The sequence below is a fragment of the Arthrobacter sp. FW306-05-C genome, assembly GCF_021801725.1.
Classification (GTDB): Bacteria; Actinomycetota; Actinomycetes; order Actinomycetales; family Micrococcaceae; genus Arthrobacter.
The window spans coordinates 22,771-42,300 of record NZ_CP084556.1; the positions used below are offsets into that span (position 1 = coordinate 22,771).

A 19,530-nucleotide genomic window follows, 5' to 3' on the forward strand; every position below is an offset into this window, starting at 1 on the left:
TTTCCTGACGTTTACGGCGTGCAGGTAGGGGGCGTCCCGGGCGCTTGGCCCACCGCGCAGGTTGCAAGCGGCGAGATGGGCGTGGGCCCGGCCTGGGAGGACGTTGTGGGCGCCGGGGTCGGCACCACCGTGGTGGGCGTAAGAGTCGGCGCCGGCGCCGGAGCCGTTGCGTAGACGACAGTAATGGCTGATCCCTTGGGAATAACCCCCGTGGGGTTCAGTTCCAGGACCGTGCCGGGGGCCGCGGAACTGCTTTCCTGCGGCAGCACCGTCACCTGCAGTCCAAGTCCGGCGAGGGCAGCCTGCACCTGCCGGTACGGCTTGCCCAGGTAAGCCTCAGGAATGACGTTGACCGTTGCCTGGGTGGGTTCCGGGGTAGGTGTGGGCGTCGGCGTGCTGCGTGTCTGCGTGGGCGTCGCCGACTGCGTGGTCCGTGTTGGCGTCGCGGACGACGGCGGCGCGCTGCTGGCGGTGGCGCTGGCGCTGGGGCTGCCGGACGGCGAGAAGAGCCCCACCTGGTTCAGGAGGAAACCCACCAACGCAAACAGGAGCAGCAGGATCAAGGCGACCAGAGGCCATGTCCAGGGACTGCGTCCCTTGCGCCGGGGCTCGTCGGTGCGGTCGTCGTCGTACGTTTCCCCGCCGTACGTGTCCTCGTCCTGCTGGTCCCAGTTGCGCTGGGCAGCCAGCGCATTGGCGCGGGCAAGCGGACCCTGGGGCGCGTCGCCCTCAGTGGCTGATGCGCCATGGGCCCCTGCAGCCATTGCGGCGGCGGCGCCGGCCGCACCTGCACCGAGCACGGGCAGGGCGGAGGTGGCGGTGGGGGAATCCCGCTGGGTGCCAATGACGCCGGTGGGGGCGGTGGTGGTGTCGACGGGCGCGGTGATGGGGCCGGTGTCCGCGTCGAAGAGGAGCATTCCGGGCACGGCGGCGCGGGCTGCGCTGATATCGCCGTTGCGAATGGCTTCCGCTGCCTCGGCCAGCTTGATGGCATTGGCAGGCCGGTCCTTGGGATCCTTGGCCAGCATCGACATCAGGAGCGCCCGGACCGGGGCAGGCAGGCTGTCCGGAAGCGGCGGCGGAGCGTCGTTCACCTGGGCCAGCGCAATGGCGATCTGCGATTCGCCGGAGAAGGGACGGTGGCCGCTGAGGCACTCATAGCCGATGACGCCGAGGGAGTAGATGTCCGAGGATCCGGTGGCGGTCTGGCCGGTTGCCTGTTCGGGTGCCAGGTACTGCGCCGTCCCCATGACCTGCCCGGTCTGGGTGAGCGGCACCTGGTCGGCGAGCCGGGCGATGCCGAAGTCGGTGACCTTGACCCGTCCGTCGGGCGTAATCAGGAGGTTTCCGGGCTTGACGTCACGGTGGACCAGGCCCTGGGCGTGCGCCACGGCCAAAGCGCGGGCGGTCTGCGCAATGATCGAGAGCGTACGGTCCGGCGACAGCACCTGCTCGTGCTCGATGATGCTGCTCAGCGGCTGCCCAGGGACCAGTTCCATGACCAGGTAGGCGGAGCCTTCCTCTTCGCCGTAGTCGAAGACGTTGGCGATGCCCACGTGGTTCAGGAGCGCGGTGTGGCGGGCCTCGGCACGGAAACGCTGGAGAAACCCGGGGTCCCCCGTGTATTCCTCCTTGAGCACCTTTATGGCGACGATGCGGCCCAGGACCAGGTCCTTGGCTTTCCAGACTTCGCCCATGCCGCCAATGGCGATCCGCGTGGTCAGCTGGAATCTGCCGCCGAGGGTGATTCCCGTTGTAGGCCTCACTTATTCAACACCGCCTCAAAAATCTTCTTCGCGTTAGGACTGGTCAGCTTTGCTCCCGCGTAAATGTCTACGCCTTCCATGACGATCGTGACGCTGACCTTCGGGTTGTCAGCGGGGGCGAACCCGGTGAACCACGAATTGTTGGTTCCGTTTCCGAGTTCGGCCGTGCCGGTCTTGCCCGCCACCTGTACGCCGGGAACGGCGGCACCTTTGGCGATACCGTCCATAACGACGCTGGTCATCCAGTCCGTGATCTGCTTGGAGATTTCCGGGGTGGTGGACGTCCTGAGCTGTGCCGGCTGGGGCTCATCAATGACGCGCAGGTCCGGGGACCGCAGGGTTTTGACCAGGCTCGGCGCCATCTGGACACCGCCGTTTGCGATGGCGTTTGTCATCATGTTCACCTGCAGCGGCGTGACCCGCACATCCTTCTGGCCGATGGCGGACTGGGCCAATCCGGGTGCGTCCAGGTTTTCAGGGAACCCATTACCTGTTGCATGGCCCAGCTTCAGTAGGTCCCCCACGTCCTCGCCAAACCCGAACTTCTTGGCTTGGGCGGCGATGGCGTCCCGGCCAAGGTCCAGCGCGATGCTGGCGAACGGCGTGTTGCAGGACTGCTGCAGTGCGAAGGCGAAGCTGGCGGTGTCCCTGGTGTAGCAGTTGCCGCCGGCGTAGTTGGGCAGTTTGTACTGGATGCCGTCGAAAGGCATCTCCGCGGGGTTGGGCAGGACGCTGTCCTTGTTGTATTTCCCTGAGGCCAGGGCGGCCGCCGTGTCCACGAGCTTGAAGACCGACCCCGGGGCGAGGAGCTCACCGGTGGGACCGCTGACATTTTGGTTCAGGTTGATGCCCGGGATCTTGACCAGCTCATTGATGTTGGCGCTTTCAGCCTTTGGATCCTGGGTGGCCACCAAATTCGGATTGTAGGACGGCTTGGAAGCCATGGCCAGGATGGCACCGGTCTTGGGATTGGTGACCACGATCGAGCCGCGCTGGCCGTCCGGGATCAGGTTGTAGGCCAGCTGCTGGATCTGGGGATCGATGGTGAGTTCCACGGAGGCACCCTTGGGCTGGTTGCCCAGGAAGAGCTGGCCCACCCGGTCCAGGAAGAGCTGGTCCGAGTTGCCTGCCAACTCAGCACCCATGGACTGCTCCAGTCCGGTGGCCCCGTAGTTCTGGGAGAAGTAGCCCGTCAGGCCGGCATACAGCTCCGGCTGCGGGTAGGTGCGCTGGAATTTGCACGTCTCAGAGTTGCTCTCCACCGATTCCGCCACCGGGGTGCCGCCCACGATGATGGAGCCGCGGTCATTGCAGTAGGTCTGGAGGATGGCGCGCTTGTTCCAGGGGTTGTCCTTCAGTGCGTCCGCACCAATCACCTGGACATAGCTGATGGCACCGAAGATGAGGGCGAACATGGCGATGGCCGCTACCCATGAGTGCCGTATTGCCTGGTTCATGCGTGCTTCACCGCCTCGGTTGGGGTATCAATGCCTATGGATTCCGCCCCCGCTGACGGCGGCAGGGGAGTGGTGTCCACCGGGCCCCGTGCCGTATGCGAGATCATCAGGAGCAGTCCCACGATGATCCAGTTGGCCAGCAGCGATGAGCCACCGGCGGCCAGGAACGGAGTGGTCAGGCCGGTCAGCGGGATGAGCCTGGTGACGCCGCCGATCACCACGAAGCACTGGAGCGCCACGGCGAAGGACAGGCCGCAGGCCAGCAGTTTTCCGAAGGCATCGCGTGTGCCAAGGGCGGCGCGGAACCCGCGGGTGAACAGGAGCAGGTACATCAGGACTACGGCGAAGAGGCCGATCAGGCCAAGTTCCTCGCCCAGGGAGGCGATGATCATGTCGCTGTTGGCAAAGGGAACCAGGTCCGGACGGCCCTGCCCCAGGCCCGTTCCCACCAGGCCGCCATTGGCCATGCCGAACATCCCCTCGACGATCTGGAAGCTGCCGCCATACTGGCGGCCGTAGACCTCGTCGGTGAAGGCATTCAGCCAGCCGTCGATGCGCAGGCCCACGTGCGAGAAGACCTGTGAAGCGATGAAGCCGCCGCCCAGGAGGAGGGCCAGGCCGATGACAACCCAGCTGATCCGGCTGGTAGCCACATAGATCATGACGATGAAGAGGCCGAAGAACAGGACGGAGGACCCGAGGTCGCTCTGGAAGACCAGCACGCCGATGCTCACCAGCCATGCGGCCACCATGGGCCCGAGGTCCTTGAAGCGCGGGAACTGCAGCGGCCCGATCTTCCGGCCCGCCAGCAGGATCAGGTCACGGTTGGAGGACAAATACCCTGCGAAGAAAATGGCGAGGGTGATCTTGGCGATTTCACCGGGCTGGAACGTCATGGGGCCCAAACGGATCCACACCCGTGCACCAAGGATCTCCCCGGCACTGATCCCGGGGATCAGGGGAAGGACCAGGAGGACCGCACTGGCTGCAAGCGAGATGAACGTGAACCTGCGGAGTACACGATGGTCTTTCAGGAACCAGATGACGGCGATGGCCACCGCCATGGCAATCAGCGTCCACCGGAGCTGGTTGTTTCCCGTGTCCCCGCCTGGCGGATCCAGCCGGTGGATCATAGCCAGCCCCAGGCCGTTCAGTGCAACCACCAGGGGAAGTATTACCGGATCAGCATATTTTGCGCGGAACCGCAGGACACCGTGGAACACCAGGGCGGCGACTGCCAGCAGACTGGACTGGAACCAGAAGTCGGAGTCGAAGGCCTTCTCCTGGTCCACGCCCACCAGCATGTTGGCCCCAATTCCTACGGCAAGGGCCAGCAGCAGCAACGCGAGTTCGACGTTGCGGCGAGGCTTGGGCATGCTGCTTACCTGGCTCATTTGGCCGCCTCGCAAGTAATGGTGGGAGTAGGTGATGGGGAAGCTGCCGACGGTGCCGGGGCAGGGGCGGAGGCGCCCGGTGCCGGCGGCGGAGCCGCTGCACTCGCGGGTGGGGCGCTGGAAGGCGGTGCGGGGCTGCCGGACGGGGCAGGGGCAGTGGCGGAGCCCGAAGGCTTGGGGCACGCCTCCTCCGGAGAAGTGGTCCCCGTGAGCTCCAGGTTCTTGACGATCCGCTGCGCGTCGTAGAGGTCGTTGGCCGGAACCGTCTGCCGCACGCGCTGCTGCGAGAACGGCGGGAGGGAGTCCATCCGGATATCGGTCACGGCTTCAAGGGATGACAACTGGATGGGACCCAGCCTCTGGGAGACACCGTTGTAGATCGCCACCCGGGAATCGAACTCACCCACGTAGTAGCGGGTCTGGGTCCAGGCGTAGCCCAGCCAAAGCCCAACGGCCACAACAACCAGCACTGCAGCTGCAACGGACCATGCCAACCAGCGGCGTGGCCGAAGCGGCACCAGGTTTTCCCCGGGATCGGCGGCGGGTTCTGCCTTGTGGGTAAGGAGCGTGGCAGCCCGCCGGGCAACGGTTCGTCCGGCAACAGTGGGGATGGATCCCGATTCCGCTGCGGCGGCGGCCGCACCCACCAGCTCGTGCGGGCGCGAGGCAAGCTCTTCGCGCAGCACTTCGGCAGACAGGTGTTCACCGAGATGCGGGTCGGTGCTGCCGGGTTCCGTGGCGTCGGCATTCGTATTGTCGGAGGCCTCGTCATCGGCGGCGCCATCCTTGGCACCGCCTTCGGCGGGTTCCTTGCCCTCGGCGGGACCCGCAGGGCCGGTGGCTGCAGCTTCGGCGGCGGGTGCGCCAGCCGCCAAAGCCGCGGCCGGCTTGCTGCCTTGCACCGGCGGGACGATGTCGACGGCGGCGGTGCTGACGTCGTCGGGCGTTTCCTCCACGATGTCCACCATGACCACGGTGACGTTGTCCGGGGAGCCGGCCTCAAGGGTCAGTTCAACCAGGGTTTCGGCGCACTCGTGCAGGTTGTGGGTTTCCCGGACCGTCCGCTCGACGGCGTGCGCGGCCACATAGTTCAGCCCGTCGGAGCACAGCAGCCATCGGTCGCCGGGCTTGGCGTCCAGGGTGTCCAGGTCCAGTTCCGGACTGGCATCCACATCGCCCAGGACGCGCATCAGGACATTCTTGTGTGGGTGTGTTTCGGCTTCCTCCGGGCGGAGCCGGCCTTCATCGATGAGGCGCTGGACAAAGGTGTGGTCCACACTGATCTGCTTGAACTCACCATCCCGCAGCCTGTACGCGCGGGAATCGCCGATATGCGCGAAATGGAGTTTGTTGTCAGCGAGCAGGAGCGCGGTGACCGTGGTGCCCATGCCCGCGAGCTTGGGGTTGATGTGCACGAGCTCGGAGAGCAGCGAATTCGCAGTCTGGATCTCATCGGCAAGGACGGTGCCGGCGTCGTCCCCATATTCCGGACTATCCAAGTGGATCATGTCCAGGACGGTCGCCGCCGAGGCGACGTCACCGCCGGCGTGCCCACCCATGCCGTCCGCGACGACGGCAAGGTGGCGGCCGGCGTAAGCGGAATCGTCGTTCTTGGACCGGATCCGGCCCACGTCGGACCGCGCCGCGAAGCGCATGATGAGGGGCCGCTGCGCCGGGCTGGAGCCGGTTGCGGGGTTTTCAGGCACGGCCACGGTTACGGCCTCAATTCAATGACCGTCTTGCCGATTCTCACGGGTACCCCTGGCTCAACCGGCAGGGCACGGGTAAGTTGCTGGTCTCCCAGGTAGGTGCCGTTGGTGGAGCCCAGATCCTCGATGAACCAGCGGCTGCCCTGCGGAAAGAGCCGGGCGTGGCGGCCGGAGGCGTAGTCGTCCTCCAAAACGAGGGTGGCTTCCTGTGCGCGTCCCAGCAGGATGGGGCTGGCGGCCAGCGGCAGGGTGCGGCCCTTGAGTGGGCCTTCGACGACCACCAGCTGACGCGCCTGCTGCTTCACAGGCTGGGGCTGTGCCTCGGCGAGTTCCGGATTCCGCCGGACCTGCCGGGCGGTGGGCGCGCCGGCCGCGGCCTTGCGTCCCACCATGAGGTCGCGCCGCATGGCGGAGACGATGCTGAAAATGAGTACCCAGAGGAGCAGCAGGAACCCGAACCGCAGCGCGGTGATGGTCAGGTCGCTCATGCGTGGCCACCCGGGTTGGCAGGAAGCAGGCGGAAAATGATCTTTGTCCGTCCCATCGTGATGGTGGAGCCGTCTGTGAGTTCGGTGCTTCCGGAGACCTTTTGGCCGTTCACATAGCTGCCGTTGGTGGATCCGAGGTCCACGGCACTGGTAACGCCGTTGGCCGTGCGGATTTCCAGGTGGCGCCGGGAAACTCCCGTATCTTCAATGTGGATGTCCGCTTCGGATGACCGTCCCAGGACGATGGACGGGGCGTTAAGCGAATAGCGCTGGCCGTCGATGTCCAGGACCGGCTGGAGCCTGACGGGCTGCCGGCTTGGTGCGGCGGGAACGTTGGGCCTTGGCTGGGCGGCGCCCGCGCCTTGGGATTTTTCAGTGGTTGAAGCAATTTCGAAGGCACCGGCACGGAGCTCGCTGTCCCGGCGGAAGGAGATCCGCACGGGCCCCTGGAGTATGTAGCCCTGGCCGCGGACATGGTTGATCACCACATCGCAGAGTTCTTCGGCCAGCGGGGTGCCCCATTCCTGTGCCCGCGCGAAGTCGTCGTCGCTGAGCTGCACGTCGAACACGTTGGGCACCAGCGTGCGTCCGGCCGCCACTGTAAGGGCTTTGTGGTCCACTTCGCGGCGGAGCCTGCTGGCGATTTCCACCGGTTCCACCTGCGCCTTGGAACCGGTGGAGAAGACGCCGCGGACGGCCTTTTCGATGCCACGTTCCACCTTGTCCAGCAGACCCATGGTTCTTCTCCTTTCCCCCCGGCTCCGGGGCATTAGTTGCTGCTGACCAGCACCTGCAGGGCAGTCCGCTGCCGTACGGTTCGCCCGCCGGCAGTGCCCACTCCTACATCCGATACTACTTGCCACCCCTGTGAATGACCTTAATCCGCAACGGCCGGGCGCCCGCGAAAGTTCGGTTTCCGGGCCGCAGCAACCCGCCGTCGTGCTGTCTTCCTGCGGCTTCCGGCACCGGCATGCGGCCCGATTCGCAGCGGTTTTGCGCCGTGCGCGTGCGGGAGGTGAGGGGCGGGTGGAGGCCAATTGGTAATTTCCGGCAAGTGTCCGTTATGCTTGATCTCGCTGCTTTTACGAGACGCGGAAACGGGAAACCGGTCCGGTTGAGTGGAAGAAGTTGCGCGCGAGTGGCGGAACGGCAGACGCGCTGGCTTCAGGTGCCAGTGTCCGAAAGGGCGTGGGGGTTCAAATCCCCCCTCGCGCACGCAATTGGAAGAGCCCCGGTCTTTGGACCGGGGCTCTTTTGCGTTCCTGCCGTGAAACCCAAGTTCCGGGGATTGCACCAACGTCCGGATTTCACACCCCCGCGTTCGCTGGTGATACGTCCGGTGGCGGGTGCTTGGGCACCTGGCCGCAATGGACGACGGCGGGGCGGGGCCTAGGTGGACGGGCGCGCCGAAGCCTTGAACCGGCGTCGTGAATTTGCCAGGTGGGTTCGCATGGCGGCCGCAGCGGCAGCCTCGTCACCATCGGCAATGGCATCCCGGATGGACCTGTGCTCCAACACGACTTGGTCGAAATGGTCGCGGGCGTAATGCTCGGCGTCCGTCATCAAGCGGGTGCGCGGCATAGCGATCATGGTCTGCCCGAGGGCCGACAGGCAATCGGAGAAATAGGGGTTGCCGGAGGCTGCGGCAACCGCACGGTGGAATTCGAAGTCAGCCTTCATGGCATGCGCCGGGTGCCCGGAACTTTCCGTAAAGGTGTCCAGGGCAGTGCTCACGGCCCTTAAATGCCGCTCGGTGCGGTTCCGGGCTGCCAGTGCTGCGGCTTCGGTCTCCACTCCCATGCGGAAGGCCAGCAGGTGCAGCCTGTCCTCCGTGCTGGCCACCGGACGGATCCCCACACCCTCCGAGGGCCTGTCCGCCGGGGGAGTGAGGGCGAAACTGCCGCGTCCGCGCTCGGTTTCGACCAGTCCTTCGGCCTGCAGCCGGGTAAGGGCGGCGCGGACCACTGTCCGGCTGACACCGAACTCGCTGATCAGCGTGTTCTCGCTGGGCAGCTTTTCCCCCGGCTGGATGACGCCGTCGACGATGCGGTTGCGAAGGTCGGCGGCTAGGTCCGCGGTGAGGTTCCGGGTCATGGCTAAAGAGTACGGCTTCGGGGTTATGCGCCGAACTCGACGCTCTCGGTGGTCCAGGCTCGGGCCTGGTCACTCAGGGTGATGCCAAGGCCGGGGCGGTCCGGAACCATCATCCGGCCGCCCTTGGTTTCCAGGCGCTCGTTGAAGAGCGGGTCCAGCCAGTCGAAGTGCTCCACCCACGGTTCGCTCGGGTAGGCAGCGGCCAGATGGAGGTGGATTTCCATGGCAAAGTGCGGGGCCAGGCCCAGTCCGCGTTCGTCGGCCAGGGCGGCGAGGCGGAGGAACTGGGTGATGCCGCCGACGCGCGGGGCATCGGGCTGGATGATGTCGCAGCCGCTGGCGGCCATGAGTCCCTTATGTTCAGCCACGGAGGCGAGCATCTCGCCGGTGGCGATGGGGGTGTCCAGGACCTGTGCCAGGTGGGCATGGCCTTCGAAGTCGTAGGCGTCCAGGGGTTCCTCGATCCACACCAGGTCGAATTCCTCGAGGCGTCGGCCCATGCGCAGGGCGGTGGCGCGGTCCCATTGCTGGTTGGCGTCCACCATGAGCGGGACGTCGGGGCCGATGTGGTCGCGGATCCCGGAGACGCGGCGCAGGTCTTCTTTGCCGTCCGGCAGGCCAACCTTGATCTTGATGCCGCCGATACCCTCCTCGATGGATTGGGTGGCGCGTGCCTTAACTTCGTCAAGGCTGGCGTTCAGGAAGCCCCCGGAGGTGTTGTAGGTCCGCACCGAGTCGCGGTAGGAGCCGAGGAACTTTGCCAGCGGCAGCCCGGCGCGTTTGGCCTTCAGGTCATACAAAGCGATGTCGACGGCGGCGAGGGCCTGGGTGGCGACGCCGGAGCGCCCCACGGAAGCCCCGGCCCACAGGAGTTTGGTGTAGATCCGGGCGATGTCGTTGGGGTCCTCGCCGAGGAGGCCTTCGGCGACTTCCTTGGCATGCGCATATTGGGCGGGACCGCCGGCACGCTTGGAATAGCTGAAGCCGATGCCGGAGTGCCCCAGTTCGGTGCTGATCTCCGCGAACAGGAAGACGACCTCGCTCATGGGCTTTTGCCGGCCGGTGAAAACCTTGGCGTCGCTGATGGGGACAGCGAGGGGTAGGCAGGCGGTGGATAGCCTGACGTGCCGGATCATGTCGACGGGACTCATTGATTCTCCTGGAAGACGGGCGGGCTCCTTCGCCCACTTCCCTAGGATATAAGTATCAAACTTGTATTACAAGTAGCTCCGTGCGAATCCAATTTACGTGTCTCTTGGCGATTCCCGTCCTATTTTGCCCTCGTGGGATGATAGAGGGGATGACTTCCCCCAATCCTTCCCCTGAAACTCCTGTCCGCGCCTCCAAGGCAGCCGCCGGCACTGCCCGGCCGCAGGTCCGCCCCACTGCCGAGGGCTGGGAGCAGGCGCGTACTGTCGAAGGCCGGCCGCTGCTCCAATTCGCGTCCCCCCGCGTGAAGCAGCCGCCGGCACACCTGGCGGACCTGAGCCTGGCCGAGCGCGGTGAGAAGCTGAAGGAGCTTGGCTTGCCGGCTTTCCGGGCGAAACAGCTCTCCACGCACTACTTCCAACACTGGACGGTGGACCCGGAGCGGATGAGCGACCTGCCCAAGGCGGGCCGCGAGGAGCTTGTCTCCCAGATGTTCCCACCGCTGCTCACCGAGGTCCGCCGGCAACGCACCGACAAGGGGGACACCATCAAGTTCCTCTGGCGGCTGTTCGACGGTGCCCTGGTGGAGTCCGTCCTGATGCGCTACCCCGGCCGCATCACCCTCTGCGTCTCCTCGCAGGCAGGCTGCGGCATGAACTGCCCCTTCTGCGCCACCGGCCAGGCCGGATTGACCCGCAACATGTCCACGGCGGAGATTGTTGACCAGGTGGTTGCTGCCAACCGGGCCATCGCGGCCGGTGAGCTGGGTCCGAAGGAGCACGACGACGAGCGGGTCACCAACATCGTGTTTATGGGCATGGGGGAGCCCCTGGCCAACTACAAGCGGGTCATGGCCGCCCTGCACCGCTTCGTGGATCCCGCGCCGGAGGGCCTGGGGATGTCCGCCCGGAACATCACCGTTTCCACTGTCGGCCTGGTTCCGGCTATTCGGAAGCTGGCGGAAGAGGACCTTCCCGTCACGTTCGCGCTGTCATTGCACGCCCCCGACGACGAGCTCCGTGATGAACTGATTCCGGTCAACAACCGCTGGAAGGTGGACGAGGCGCTCGATGCCGCCTACGACTACTACCGCAAGACGGGCCGCCGCGTCAGCATCGAGTACGCGCTGATCAAGGACATGAATGACCATCCGTGGCGTGCGGACCTGCTGGGCAAGAAGCTCAACCAGCGCGGACGCGGCTGGGTGCACGTCAACCCGATTCCGCTCAATCCAACTCCAGGCTCCATCTGGACCGCCTCGGACAAGTCGGTGGAGCAGGAATTCATCGAGCGGCTCCGCGCCACGGGCGTGCCCTGCACCCTCCGGGACACCCGCGGCAAGGAAATCGACGGCGCCTGCGGCCAGCTGGCCGCCGCCGAGGACTAGGCGCTAGCCCTTCCGCAGCGCTCCCAATCCGGCGATCAGGGCATCCAGCCCAAGCTGGAAGGCAGTGTCTGCCGGGCGGCCGCGTTCCTGGCCGCCCTGGCCGGCAGATGCATCCTGGCCGGCAGAGGAACTGCGCACTGCTGCAGTGAAATACGGAGTGGACTCAGCCATGCTGCCGGAGTCGAAGATGTCCTCCGGGGCGGTGACGTCGTACGCGGATCCGAAAATAAAGGACTCCAGCGCCACGATGGCCGGCACAATGCGCTCCTCTGGAAATCCGGCGTCGGAAAATCCCTTACTCACGGTCTCGTACATCGCCAGGGTCTGCGGTGCGTCGGTGACCGGCAGGACGGCGATGACGGGGATCAGCGGAGTGTGCTCGGCAAATACGTCGCGGTAGCTCCGGGCCCAAGTGCGGACCGCGTCCTCCCAGCTGCGGCCGTCAAAACCGGAGACGTCCACGAGGGACATCAGGTGGTCCTCCACCAGGAGCAGCACATCCTGCTTTGATGCCACGTGGTTGTAGAGGGCAGACGGTGCCACGTCGAGTTCCTTGGCCAGGGCTGCCATGGTCAACCCGTCGTAGCCCTTGCGGCTGACCAGCTCAAGCGCCGCCGCCGTGATTCCGGACTTGTCCAGCACTGCCGCGGACGGGCGACCGGCCCGCCTTCGCTGCGCGCCGCCGTTGTTGGTGGAGCGTGCCTGTGCGGCTGATACTGCCGGCATTCCTGCCCTTTCGTCGGTGTCCCCTGCATTATTCCATCCGATACTTCCGCTCAAAGCGGGCAGCAGCTATAGTTCTAATAAATGAATGACATTCATTTAGTGGTCCCCGTCACCAGGGGCCGCAGAGAGGACATCATGCTGAACCTGAACCGCGACGTCGTGGTCGTTGGAGCCGGGCCGTCCGGACTCACCGCCGCCCGTGAACTGAAGAAATCCGGCCTGACCGTAGCTGTGCTCGAGGCCCGCGACCGTGTGGGCGGCCGGACCTGGACCGACACTGTGGATGGCGCCATGCTCGAAATCGGCGGCCAATGGGTCTCCCCGGACCAGACTGCCCTCCTGGAACTCCTGGCAGAACTGAATCTGGAAACCTATCCGCGGTACCGGGACGGAGAGTCCATTTACATTGGAGCGGACGGCAGCCCCGTGCGCTACACCGGTGACACCTTCCCGGTGGACCCGGACACCGCCGTCGAAATGGACCGCCTGGTGACCCTCCTTGACGGGCTGGCGGCCGAGATCGGCCCCACCGAACCCTGGGCCCACCCGAAGGCGCGCGAGCTGGACACCATTTCCTTCCATCACTGGCTGAGGCAGAACTCCGCCAATGAGGAAGCCTGCAATAACATCGGACTCTTCATCGCCGGCGGCATGCTCACCAAGCCGGCCCACGCCTTCTCCGCCCTTCAGGCGGTACTGATGGCCGCCTCCGCCGGCTCCTTCACCCACCTCACGGATGAGGACTTCATCCTGGACCGCCGGGTGGTGGGCGGGATGCAGCAGGTGTCGCTGCTGCAGGCGCAGGAGCTGGGTGACGACGTCGTCCTTGACTCTCCGGTGCGGACCATCAACTGGGAGCCGGACGCGGACGGCGGACATCGCGTGACCGTTGTATCCGACCGCGCCACCGTGAACGCCCGGTTCGTCATCATGGCCGTACCGCCCAACCTCTACTCCCGCGTCTCCTTTAATCCGCCGCTGCCGCGCCGCCAGCACCAGATGCACCAGCACCAGTCCCTGGGCCTGGTCATCAAGGTCCACGCCGTCTACAGCACCCCCTTCTGGCGGGACAAGGGGCTCTCCGGCACCGGCTTCGGGGCCGATGCCCTGGTGCAGGAGGTCTACGACAACACGAACCACGCCGATCCGCGCGGAACCCTGGTGGGCTTCGTTTCGGATGAGAAGGCAGACGCCATGTTCGAGCTGTCCCCCGAAGAGCGCCGGAAGGCCATCCTGGAATCCATCGCCGGCTACCTGGGCGACGAGGCCCTCACCCCGGAGGTGTACTACGAGTCGGATTGGGGTTCGGAGGAATGGACCCGCGGTGCCTATGCCTCCAGCTATGATCTGGGCGGCCTCCACCGCTACGGCAAGGACCAGCACGCCCCTGTGGGCCCCATTTACTGGTCCTCCTCCGACCTTGCTGCTGAAGGCTACCAACACGTGGACGGCGCCATCCGCATGGGCCGTCTCACTGCTGCCCGGATCGCCGAAGTGGCAAAGGTGCCGGTGGCTGCCGCTGGTAAATAAGCATGCTTACTAATAGGCTGGCGACGGGGAGCGTCCCCGACTTCAGACGAACGAGGTGAGGCATGACTGACGCCCAGAGCATCAGCAAGGTTACGGAGATCATCAACGATTCCAGGATCGGAATGGTCACCACCATCAACGAAGAAGGCGCCCTCGTCAGCCGGCCGCTGGCCGTCCAGGAGGTAAAGGACGACGGCGACATGTGGTTCTTCACCGGCCTCGGCACCTCCCAGGTTGCGCACGTCCGGGCTGATTCACGCGTCAACGTCGCCTTTGGCAAGAACACCGAATGGGTTTCCGTGGCCGGAACCGCCGAAGTGGTCACCGACCGGGCCAAGATCCACGAACTCTGGAACCAGGCTGTTGAAGCCTGGTTCCCGGATGGCCCGGATACTCCCGAAGTGTGCCTGTTGCGCGTCGACTCGGATTCCGCCGAATACTGGACCAGCCCCGGCGGCACGGCCGCCACGGTGCTTCAGTGGGTGAAGGCCAAGGTCACCCACAGCCGGATGAGTGTTGGCGAAAGCGGCACCGTGGAGCTGTAGTACCGGACGTTGAAGGGGCGGGGCGGCTAGGGCTGCCCCGCCCCCTTTAACGCCTGCAGGACCGCCGGCAACAGCACGTCGTTGCGCCCCCACACCGGATCAAGGACTTCCACATACCAGGAGTCCGCGAGCAGCAGGGCCAGCGCGTCATTGGTTTCGTCCGCCCAGTCCCTGATCTGCGCCTCGTCTACAGGGTTCTCGCTGGAACCGAGCACCGTTGTGACCTCCGTGCCCGCCAGCGTCACGGGAATCGCAGCATTGCTTGCCTCACCCGGGGCGTGGGCCACGGTGACCAGTTCGGTGCGCGTGGAAAGGGCCAGCAGTTCGCGGGCGGTGCCGGCGCTGCAGAAGCCCGTGACATACTCCCGTTGTGCTGCACTATCAGTGAGGATGCCCGGCTGGGACTCCTTGGTGAACAGCCCGTTGCGGTTCAGCTCCGCCAAGGCTGCGGCCAGCGGGATGGTCTCGGTGTCGAAGCCGGGGGCGAAATGCCCCGGCTGGTACGAGCTCCCACCCTCTAACCAGCGGGCGGTCAACTCTCCGGCGGCCTCCAGGGTGGTGGCCTGCCGCCAGACCCCGCGGTCCTCCAGCAGCCGGCCGTACTCGTCATGGGCAGGCAGTTCCTCAGGCTTCATCTTTGGATGCTATCGCCGGTCCTCCGGGCCGATCCAATGCCGGCGACACGGCAGTTAACCTCGGCCGGCCTGCTCTGCGGGCAGGCCGGCCGGAATGCCGGCTGCCCGTTCCGCCGCTGCCAGTGACGCGGCCAGGCTGTCCACGGCATCCGGGTACCCCTTGTGCGCGGCGGTCCGCAGCTGGTCCGCAGCCCGCATCGACTTGATCAGCGCGGACGTTTCCGGAAGCCGCACGTCGGTCAACGCCGGATAGTCGATGCCGCATGCCGGATCCAGCTCGTAGCGCCGCCATCGCAGCAGGATTTCATCATGCTGCAGCCGGGCTTCCTGGTGCGCGGCAATCCGCTGCCGTTCCTCGGTGCGTGCTGCACGCCGGGCCAGGAATTTCGGGGTGGCGCGGTGCGCGGCAATACCTGACGCGGCTGCCGCCCCTGCCAGCACCAAACCCGCCCACGGCGACACCAGCGCCGGAATGATCAACGCAGGAAGGGCCACGCAGGAACCCAAAAACAGGTCCCAGAACAGCTGGTCCGTCCGCTCCGCCGCGCTGTTATTGGGGGCAAGGGACCGGCGCCGGACGACAAAAACGGTGGCGGCTACGGCGGCAACCAGCAACGGGCCACATAACAGGACCGCCCACGCACTATGAAGCAGTCCCTGCATCAACGATTCCGCGGCTGACATCCTGCACCTCCGGCGCCCGGCATTCCCCACTACACCGCCCCGGGCCGAAAAGCCCGCGGTGGTCCTTCCATTGCACCGTGTTCGGTCCACAGGGTCAATGGCAGGTGAGAAGGGAAAGAAGGCACTGCAGACGGTCATGGCCTGGCAGGTACCGTGGGTCCATGCGAATCAAAATGTGCAGCATCCATGTCCAGGACCCCGCCGCGGCCTACGCCTTTTACACGGGAACGCTTGGTTTTGACACGCTCATGGTGATGCCGGAGCACAACCTGTACATCATCAAGGATCCTGGAGCGGACGACAGTTCAGTCGGGCTGCTCCTGGAACCCAGTGACAACCCGATCGGCGCGGACTACATGAACGCGGTACGCGAGGCGGGGCTGCCCGCCATCGTCTTTGGGGTCCCGGATGTGCAGGCGGAGTATGACCGGCTGGTGGCCGCTGGTGTCAGCTTCAAGATCCCGCCCACCACGGACCCGTTCGGGACCAGCGCGGTGTTCGACGACGGCTGCGGCAACTACATCCAGATCCACCAGGACTGACGAGGCCCCGGGACGCGACTGAAGCTTGTCCGCGCATCCGGACGTTCAAGGTCCAGGCCGGCGAACAAGCTTCTGAGACGTGACTAAAGGCTACTCGGCCTGGGCGCGGTCCTTTTTCGCCTGCTTCTTGGCGGCCTCTTCCTTGACCCGCTGGGCTTCGGCCCGGACGGCGGCGTGTGTGGCACGCTCGGCGACCAGCCACTGCGGCGGGGCCTGCAGCAGTGCGGTGATTTCCGCCGTCGTCAATGCCTCCTCCACGCCGCCGCGGGCCAGGCCGCTGATGGACACGTTCAACTTTTGGGCTACCACCGGGCGGGGGTGCGGGCCGTTGCGGCGCAGCTCGGCCAGCCATTCGGGCGGGTTGGCCTGGAGCTCGGCGAACTGCTCGCGGGTGATGGTTGAATCCTGGAACTCCTGCGGCGTGGCCGGGAGGTAGATGCCAAGTTTCTTGGCAACGGTGGCCGGCTTCATGGACTGGGAGTTTGCAGAGGTCATGCTTCAAGGGTATCCGGGCGGCGGGTACTGTGAAGACGTGCCAGCCGATGATACCCCCACGCCCGATGCCCCCGTTGCCCCTGAAGAGGCGGCCCCGCGGGTGCTGCGCATCACCTACGTGGCAGGGGTAACACCCGGCAAGTGGATCCGCCGGTGGGAAGAACGCATGCCGCATATTCCCCTGCAGGCATTTATGGTCGAGGACGCTGCCCAGCTTGGGCCGCTGCAGGACGGCAGTGCGGACATGGGCTTTGTCCGCCTCCCCATCGAACGGGAGGGCCTCAGCGTGATCCCGCTCTACGAGGAACAGCCAGTGGTGGTGGCCCCAAAGGGCCATGAGATCTCGGTGTTCGAGGAAGTACCGTTTGCTGACCTCGCTGAGGAATCGTTCCTGGATGTTGCCGCCCTGGGCGGACCGGAGGCAGCGCTCCAGGTGGTTGCTTCCGGCGCGGGCCTGGTGGTCCTTCCCATGGCGGTGGCCCGACATTTCAACGTCAAGGACACTGTTGCGCGCCGTTTGACGGGCGCGGAGGGGACGGACATTGCACTGGCCTGGCCCACCGAGGCCACGGACGAGGTGCTGGAGGAATTTGTCGGCATTGTCCGCGGACGCACCGCCCAGAGCTCGCGGCAGCCCTCCGCCCAGCCTGCCAAGGTGAAGAAGGAGCCCAAACCGGACCGCCGCGGCACCGGAGCGAAGAAAGCGCCCAAGGTGGCCCAGCGCTACGCGCCCAACCCGGACAAGGGACGCGGCAAGGGTTCCCGCAAAAAGGGCAAGCGCTAGCCGGGCCTGACGGGCCTGGTTTATTGGCGGGCAGCAACGAAGCCGGCCCGCTCACGCGGTCCGGCTTCGTTGTTTATCCTTGCCTAGCCAGGCGGGCTAGGTGTTTTGGACGTGGTCTTTGGCGTCTGTGGCGCGGTCTTTGACGTCGGTGGCGGCTTGTTGGCCTTCGGTTTTGACGTTTTGGGCGGCGTCGGTGGCGGTGGCCTTGACGTTTTCCATGGCTTCCTGGGCGGGTTCCTTTAGGTCCTGGGCGACGGTTTTGGCGGCGTCGGTGACCTGGGTTGCCAGGGGCTGGGCTGCGGTTTTGAGTTGGTCCGCGGCTTCGCGTTCTTTCTGGCTTGGCGGGATCAGGGAGGAGACCAGGAGCCCGGCGCCGAAGGCGATGAGTCCTGCGGCCAGGGGGTTGCCGGCGGTTTTGGCTTTGACCTGGTCCGGGGCGGCGCTGACGGTGTGGCCGGCGTCGGAGAGTTTGGCCGAGACGGTGTCGGTGGCCTGGTGCAGGCTGTCCCCGGCCGAGCTCATGGCGTTGCTGGTGTGTCCGGCGCCGGCGGAGGTTGTGTCGTGGACCTTGGTGGTGGCGGTGTCTGCTGCTCCCATGATTTTCTCCTTCACCCCGGTCACGGCATCGCGGACTTTGTCGGTTTGGCGGTGCACGATGTTGGACGGGGTGACTTTGTCGGCTACGGCGTCCACGTTGGTGCCCAGGCGTGCCCGGGTCGCTTCGATGTCTGCTCGGATGACGTCAGGGTTTTCGCTCATCGGTTTACCTCACCTGGTTTTAGGGTTGGGGGAATTTCTGAGAGGGTTTCGCCTGTTTGGGGCAGGCCCTTGATCTGCTTGAGTTCCTTGCGGCCGATCGAGGCCAGGACTGCGGCGATGATCGCCCAGATCACGGCGACGATCAGCGCGGCCCAGCCCAGGGCCATGACGGCGCCCAGGGCCCACATCAGGGCCAGGGAGAGGAAGAGCAGGACGAAGTGTCCGCCTACGCCGGCGCCGGCGAGCATGCCTGCGCCCTTGCCGGCCCGGGAGGTGGATTGTTTGAGTTCGGCCTTGGCCAGCTCCACTTCCTGGCGCATCAGGGTGGACAGGTCCCGGGTCACATCACCGAGCAGATCGCCCAGGGACGCGTTGTCCGCTTTCACATGCGCCGCGCTGGGCGGCGGCTCAGGAATCTGGCTACTCATCACAGACCACCCGTCTGGTGGCGGCCGCTGCCGGAGGTGCCTTCGCTGCCGAAGGTTTCTTCACCGGTGTATGCGCCATTTTCGGCCCGGTAGGGGTCGTCCTCGAACCGAAGTGGGGACTCCTCTGCGGTGCCCGAGGGCAGGGTGCTGGTGGAAACGGGGGCTCCGCCCACTACCGGCTCATCGAAGAGGTCATCGGTGCCCGCGGCGTACACGGTCTCCTGGTGCAGCGGCGCAACCGGCGGCGACTGCACGGCCCGGTACTGGCCCGTGCCCTGGGCCGATCCTGCCTGCACCTGTCCCTGTGATTCCGGGGCTCCCGCGGTGAGGCCGCGGGTGAGGCGTCCGGCCAGGACGCCGGCGCCTGCTGCGAGGAGCAGGAAGGTGCCGGGGTGGTTGCGGGCGAAGCGCTGGACCTCGTTCAGGAGGTCACCGGGCTCGCGGTTCTCCAGCCAGGATGCTGCCGAGGAGGTGCGCTCGGCTGCCTGCCGGATAAGGTTGCTGGCCATGCCCTGCTGGTCCGGGGCGCTGGCCATGCTGTGCAGCTGGCTGGAAATGTTGCGGATGCCTTCGGCTGCTTTCTGCTGCTGTGTGCCGGCCTGGCTGGTCAGCCCCGACTTGGCCTGGTGCAGCAAGTCCTGCGCATTGGACTTCGCCTCCTGCGCCACGTTCGCGGCTTCACTCTTGGCAGTCTGCGCTACTCCCTGGGCGGCAGATGCCGCCTCGCCGGCCACGTTGGAAGCCTCGTCCTTGGCTGCCTGGGTCTTCGAGGTATCGCCCTCTGCAGCATAGGAGGCCTGCCCGGGAGCCACCTCTGTTGCTCCGTACGGATCAGTGATGGCCGGGTCGGCGCCGGTGTGCGGGGTCTGGGGCCATTGGTTCTCTGTCATCTTCGCTCTCTTTCAGAAAGGGTTAGCTGGCGATCAAGAACCAGCAGTGCTGGCGACTTAGTAAGCAA

General features: G+C 65.8%; 20 protein-coding genes and 1 tRNA gene. 6 read left to right on the forward strand and 15 right to left on the reverse strand.

The window, feature by feature from the left end; genetic code table 11:
* Nucleotides 1–11: 11 nt before the first annotated feature.
* The 6 genes from LFT44_RS00120 to LFT44_RS00145 are packed head-to-tail and all read right to left on the reverse strand — an operon-like array spanning nt 12 to nt 7,551.
* Nucleotides 12–1,766, reverse strand: coding sequence for a serine/threonine-protein kinase (locus LFT44_RS00120; protein ID WP_236800404.1), 1,755 nt, complete (start codon nt 1,764–1,766; stop codon nt 12–14).
* Nucleotides 1,763–3,223 carry a peptidoglycan D,D-transpeptidase FtsI family protein gene (locus LFT44_RS00125; RefSeq protein ID WP_236800405.1) on the reverse strand — a complete coding sequence of 487 codons (1,461 nt, stop codon included), beginning with the start codon at nt 3,221–3,223 and terminating at the stop codon, nt 1,763–1,765. Before LFT44_RS00125 ends, LFT44_RS00120 begins: the two co-directional genes overlap by 4 nt.
* Complete coding sequence (locus LFT44_RS00130) at nt 3,220–4,617, reverse strand: FtsW/RodA/SpoVE family cell cycle protein (protein ID WP_236800406.1); 1,398 nt, start codon at nt 4,615–4,617, stop codon at nt 3,220–3,222. The genes LFT44_RS00125 and LFT44_RS00130 overlap by 4 nt, the downstream gene beginning before the upstream one ends.
* The gene (locus tag LFT44_RS00135; RefSeq protein ID WP_442863659.1) at nt 4,614–6,329 is read right to left on the reverse strand and encodes a PP2C family protein-serine/threonine phosphatase; all 1,716 of its coding nucleotides are present in this window, start codon (nt 6,327–6,329) and stop codon (nt 4,614–4,616) included. Before LFT44_RS00135 ends, LFT44_RS00130 begins: the two co-directional genes overlap by 4 nt.
* A 2-nt stretch (nt 6,330–6,331) precedes the next feature.
* Nucleotides 6,332–6,814, reverse strand: a complete 483-nt coding sequence (locus LFT44_RS00140) for an FHA domain-containing protein FhaB/FipA (protein ID WP_236800407.1) — start codon at nt 6,812–6,814, stop codon at nt 6,332–6,334.
* Nucleotides 6,811–7,551, reverse strand: coding sequence for an FhaA domain-containing protein (locus LFT44_RS00145; protein WP_236800408.1), 741 nt, complete (start codon nt 7,549–7,551; stop codon nt 6,811–6,813). The genes LFT44_RS00140 and LFT44_RS00145 overlap by 4 nt, the downstream gene beginning before the upstream one ends.
* Before the next feature lie 395 nt (nt 7,552–7,946).
* Here LFT44_RS00145 and LFT44_RS00150 point away from each other — a divergent pair.
* A tRNA-Leu gene (locus tag LFT44_RS00150) sits at nt 7,947–8,029 on the forward strand.
* Between the two features lie 174 nt (nt 8,030–8,203).
* Here the strand turns inward: LFT44_RS00150 and LFT44_RS00155 are convergent.
* Together LFT44_RS00155 and LFT44_RS00160 are read right to left on the reverse strand one after the other, a co-directional pair.
* A complete protein-coding gene (locus LFT44_RS00155; RefSeq protein WP_236800409.1) occupies nt 8,204–8,908 on the reverse strand; it encodes a FadR/GntR family transcriptional regulator in 705 nt (234 codons plus the stop codon).
* Nucleotides 8,909–8,931: 23 nt separating this feature from the next.
* Nucleotides 8,932–10,059, reverse strand: a complete 1,128-nt coding sequence (locus LFT44_RS00160; RefSeq protein WP_236800410.1) for an L-talarate/galactarate dehydratase — start codon at nt 10,057–10,059, stop codon at nt 8,932–8,934.
* 149 nt (nt 10,060–10,208) lie between these two features.
* Here LFT44_RS00160 and rlmN point away from each other — a divergent pair, with 149 nt between their 5' ends.
* Nucleotides 10,209–11,444, forward strand: a complete 1,236-nt coding sequence (gene rlmN / locus LFT44_RS00165) for a 23S rRNA (adenine(2503)-C(2))-methyltransferase RlmN (RefSeq protein ID WP_236800411.1) — start codon at nt 10,209–10,211, stop codon at nt 11,442–11,444.
* Between the two features lie 3 nt (nt 11,445–11,447).
* Here rlmN and LFT44_RS00170 read toward each other — a convergent pair whose 3' ends face one another.
* A complete protein-coding gene (locus LFT44_RS00170; protein ID WP_236800412.1) occupies nt 11,448–12,170 on the reverse strand; it encodes a TetR/AcrR family transcriptional regulator in 723 nt (240 codons plus the stop codon).
* A gap of 135 nt (nt 12,171–12,305) precedes the next feature.
* Here LFT44_RS00170 and LFT44_RS00175 point away from each other — a divergent pair, with 135 nt between their 5' ends.
* Together LFT44_RS00175 and LFT44_RS00180 are read left to right on the forward strand one after the other, a co-directional pair.
* Complete coding sequence (locus LFT44_RS00175; protein WP_236802972.1) at nt 12,306–13,700, forward strand: flavin monoamine oxidase family protein; 1,395 nt, start codon at nt 12,306–12,308, stop codon at nt 13,698–13,700.
* A 62-nt stretch (nt 13,701–13,762) separates the two neighbouring features.
* The gene (locus LFT44_RS00180; protein WP_236800413.1) at nt 13,763–14,245 is read left to right on the forward strand and encodes a pyridoxamine 5'-phosphate oxidase family protein; all 483 of its coding nucleotides are present in this window, start codon (nt 13,763–13,765) and stop codon (nt 14,243–14,245) included.
* Nucleotides 14,246–14,271: 26 nt separating this feature from the next.
* Here the strand turns inward: LFT44_RS00180 and LFT44_RS00185 are convergent, their stop codons facing one another.
* Together LFT44_RS00185 and LFT44_RS00190 are read right to left on the reverse strand one after the other, a co-directional pair.
* Nucleotides 14,272–14,880 (reverse strand): DUF6919 domain-containing protein, encoded by a 609-nt coding sequence (locus LFT44_RS00185; RefSeq protein ID WP_236800414.1) that lies wholly within the window; start codon nt 14,878–14,880, stop codon nt 14,272–14,274.
* Nucleotides 14,881–14,934: 54 nt separating this feature from the next.
* The gene (locus tag LFT44_RS00190) at nt 14,935–15,564 is read right to left on the reverse strand and encodes a hypothetical protein (RefSeq protein ID WP_236800415.1); all 630 of its coding nucleotides are present in this window, start codon (nt 15,562–15,564) and stop codon (nt 14,935–14,937) included.
* A 161-nt stretch (nt 15,565–15,725) separates the two neighbouring features.
* Here LFT44_RS00190 and LFT44_RS00195 point away from each other — a divergent pair, with 161 nt between their 5' ends.
* Nucleotides 15,726–16,106, forward strand: a complete 381-nt coding sequence (locus LFT44_RS00195; protein WP_236800416.1) for a VOC family protein — start codon at nt 15,726–15,728, stop codon at nt 16,104–16,106.
* Between the two features lie 90 nt (nt 16,107–16,196).
* Here the strand turns inward: LFT44_RS00195 and LFT44_RS00200 are convergent, their stop codons facing one another.
* Nucleotides 16,197–16,601, reverse strand: coding sequence for a DUF5997 family protein (locus LFT44_RS00200; protein WP_236800417.1), 405 nt, complete (start codon nt 16,599–16,601; stop codon nt 16,197–16,199).
* Here LFT44_RS00200 and LFT44_RS00205 point away from each other — a divergent pair.
* Nucleotides 16,600–17,385, forward strand: coding sequence for a LysR family substrate-binding domain-containing protein (locus LFT44_RS00205; protein WP_373993138.1), 786 nt, complete (start codon nt 16,600–16,602; stop codon nt 17,383–17,385). The genes LFT44_RS00200 and LFT44_RS00205 overlap by 2 nt on opposite strands.
* Before the next feature lie 96 nt (nt 17,386–17,481).
* On the opposite strand, the gene LFT44_RS00210 is transcribed toward LFT44_RS00205, so the two are convergent.
* The 3 genes from LFT44_RS00210 to LFT44_RS00220 are packed head-to-tail and all read right to left on the reverse strand — an operon-like array spanning nt 17,482 to nt 19,462.
* On the reverse strand, nt 17,482–18,144 hold the full coding sequence (locus LFT44_RS00210; protein ID WP_236800419.1) for a DUF3618 domain-containing protein: 663 nt from the start codon (nt 18,142–18,144) through the stop codon (nt 17,482–17,484).
* Nucleotides 18,141–18,572, reverse strand: coding sequence for a phage holin family protein (locus LFT44_RS00215; RefSeq protein WP_236800420.1), 432 nt, complete (start codon nt 18,570–18,572; stop codon nt 18,141–18,143). Before LFT44_RS00215 ends, LFT44_RS00210 begins: the two co-directional genes overlap by 4 nt.
* The gene (locus LFT44_RS00220; protein WP_236800421.1) at nt 18,572–19,462 is read right to left on the reverse strand and encodes a hypothetical protein; all 891 of its coding nucleotides are present in this window, start codon (nt 19,460–19,462) and stop codon (nt 18,572–18,574) included. Before LFT44_RS00220 ends, LFT44_RS00215 begins: the two co-directional genes overlap by 1 nt.
* Between the last annotated feature and the right edge of the window lie 68 nt (nt 19,463–19,530).

Coding starts and splice junctions, on each gene's coding strand:
- rlmN (WP_236800411.1), top strand. CDS start 10,209: ATGACTTCCCCCAATCCTTCCCCTGAAACTCCTGTCCGCGCCTCCAAG.
- LFT44_RS00205 (WP_373993138.1), top strand. CDS start 16,600: ATGCTTCAAGGGTATCCGGGCGGCGGGTACTGTGAAGACGTGCCAGCC.
- LFT44_RS00145 (WP_236800408.1), bottom strand. CDS start 7,551: ATGGGTCTGCTGGACAAGGTGGAACGTGGCATCGAAAAGGCCGTCCGC.
- LFT44_RS00155 (WP_236800409.1), bottom strand. CDS start 8,908: ATGACCCGGAACCTCACCGCGGACCTAGCCGCCGACCTTCGCAACCGC.
- LFT44_RS00180 (WP_236800413.1), top strand. CDS start 13,763: ATGACTGACGCCCAGAGCATCAGCAAGGTTACGGAGATCATCAACGAT.
- LFT44_RS00195 (WP_236800416.1), top strand. CDS start 15,726: ATGCGAATCAAAATGTGCAGCATCCATGTCCAGGACCCCGCCGCGGCC.
- LFT44_RS00220 (WP_236800421.1), bottom strand. CDS start 19,462: ATGACAGAGAACCAATGGCCCCAGACCCCGCACACCGGCGCCGACCCG.
- LFT44_RS00175 (WP_236802972.1), top strand. CDS start 12,306: ATGCTGAACCTGAACCGCGACGTCGTGGTCGTTGGAGCCGGGCCGTCC.
- LFT44_RS00185 (WP_236800414.1), bottom strand. CDS start 14,880: ATGAAGCCTGAGGAACTGCCTGCCCATGACGAGTACGGCCGGCTGCTG.
- LFT44_RS00140 (WP_236800407.1), bottom strand. CDS start 6,814: ATGAGCGACCTGACCATCACCGCGCTGCGGTTCGGGTTCCTGCTGCTC.
- LFT44_RS00215 (WP_236800420.1), bottom strand. CDS start 18,572: ATGAGTAGCCAGATTCCTGAGCCGCCGCCCAGCGCGGCGCATGTGAAA.
- LFT44_RS00125 (WP_236800405.1), bottom strand. CDS start 3,223: ATGAACCAGGCAATACGGCACTCATGGGTAGCGGCCATCGCCATGTTC.
- LFT44_RS00190 (WP_236800415.1), bottom strand. CDS start 15,564: ATGTCAGCCGCGGAATCGTTGATGCAGGGACTGCTTCATAGTGCGTGG.
- LFT44_RS00130 (WP_236800406.1), bottom strand. CDS start 4,617: ATGAGCCAGGTAAGCAGCATGCCCAAGCCTCGCCGCAACGTCGAACTC.
- LFT44_RS00210 (WP_236800419.1), bottom strand. CDS start 18,144: ATGAGCGAAAACCCTGACGTCATCCGAGCAGACATCGAAGCGACCCGG.
- LFT44_RS00160 (WP_236800410.1), bottom strand. CDS start 10,059: ATGAGTCCCGTCGACATGATCCGGCACGTCAGGCTATCCACCGCCTGC.
- LFT44_RS00200 (WP_236800417.1), bottom strand. CDS start 16,601: ATGACCTCTGCAAACTCCCAGTCCATGAAGCCGGCCACCGTTGCCAAG.
- LFT44_RS00170 (WP_236800412.1), bottom strand. CDS start 12,170: ATGCCGGCAGTATCAGCCGCACAGGCACGCTCCACCAACAACGGCGGC.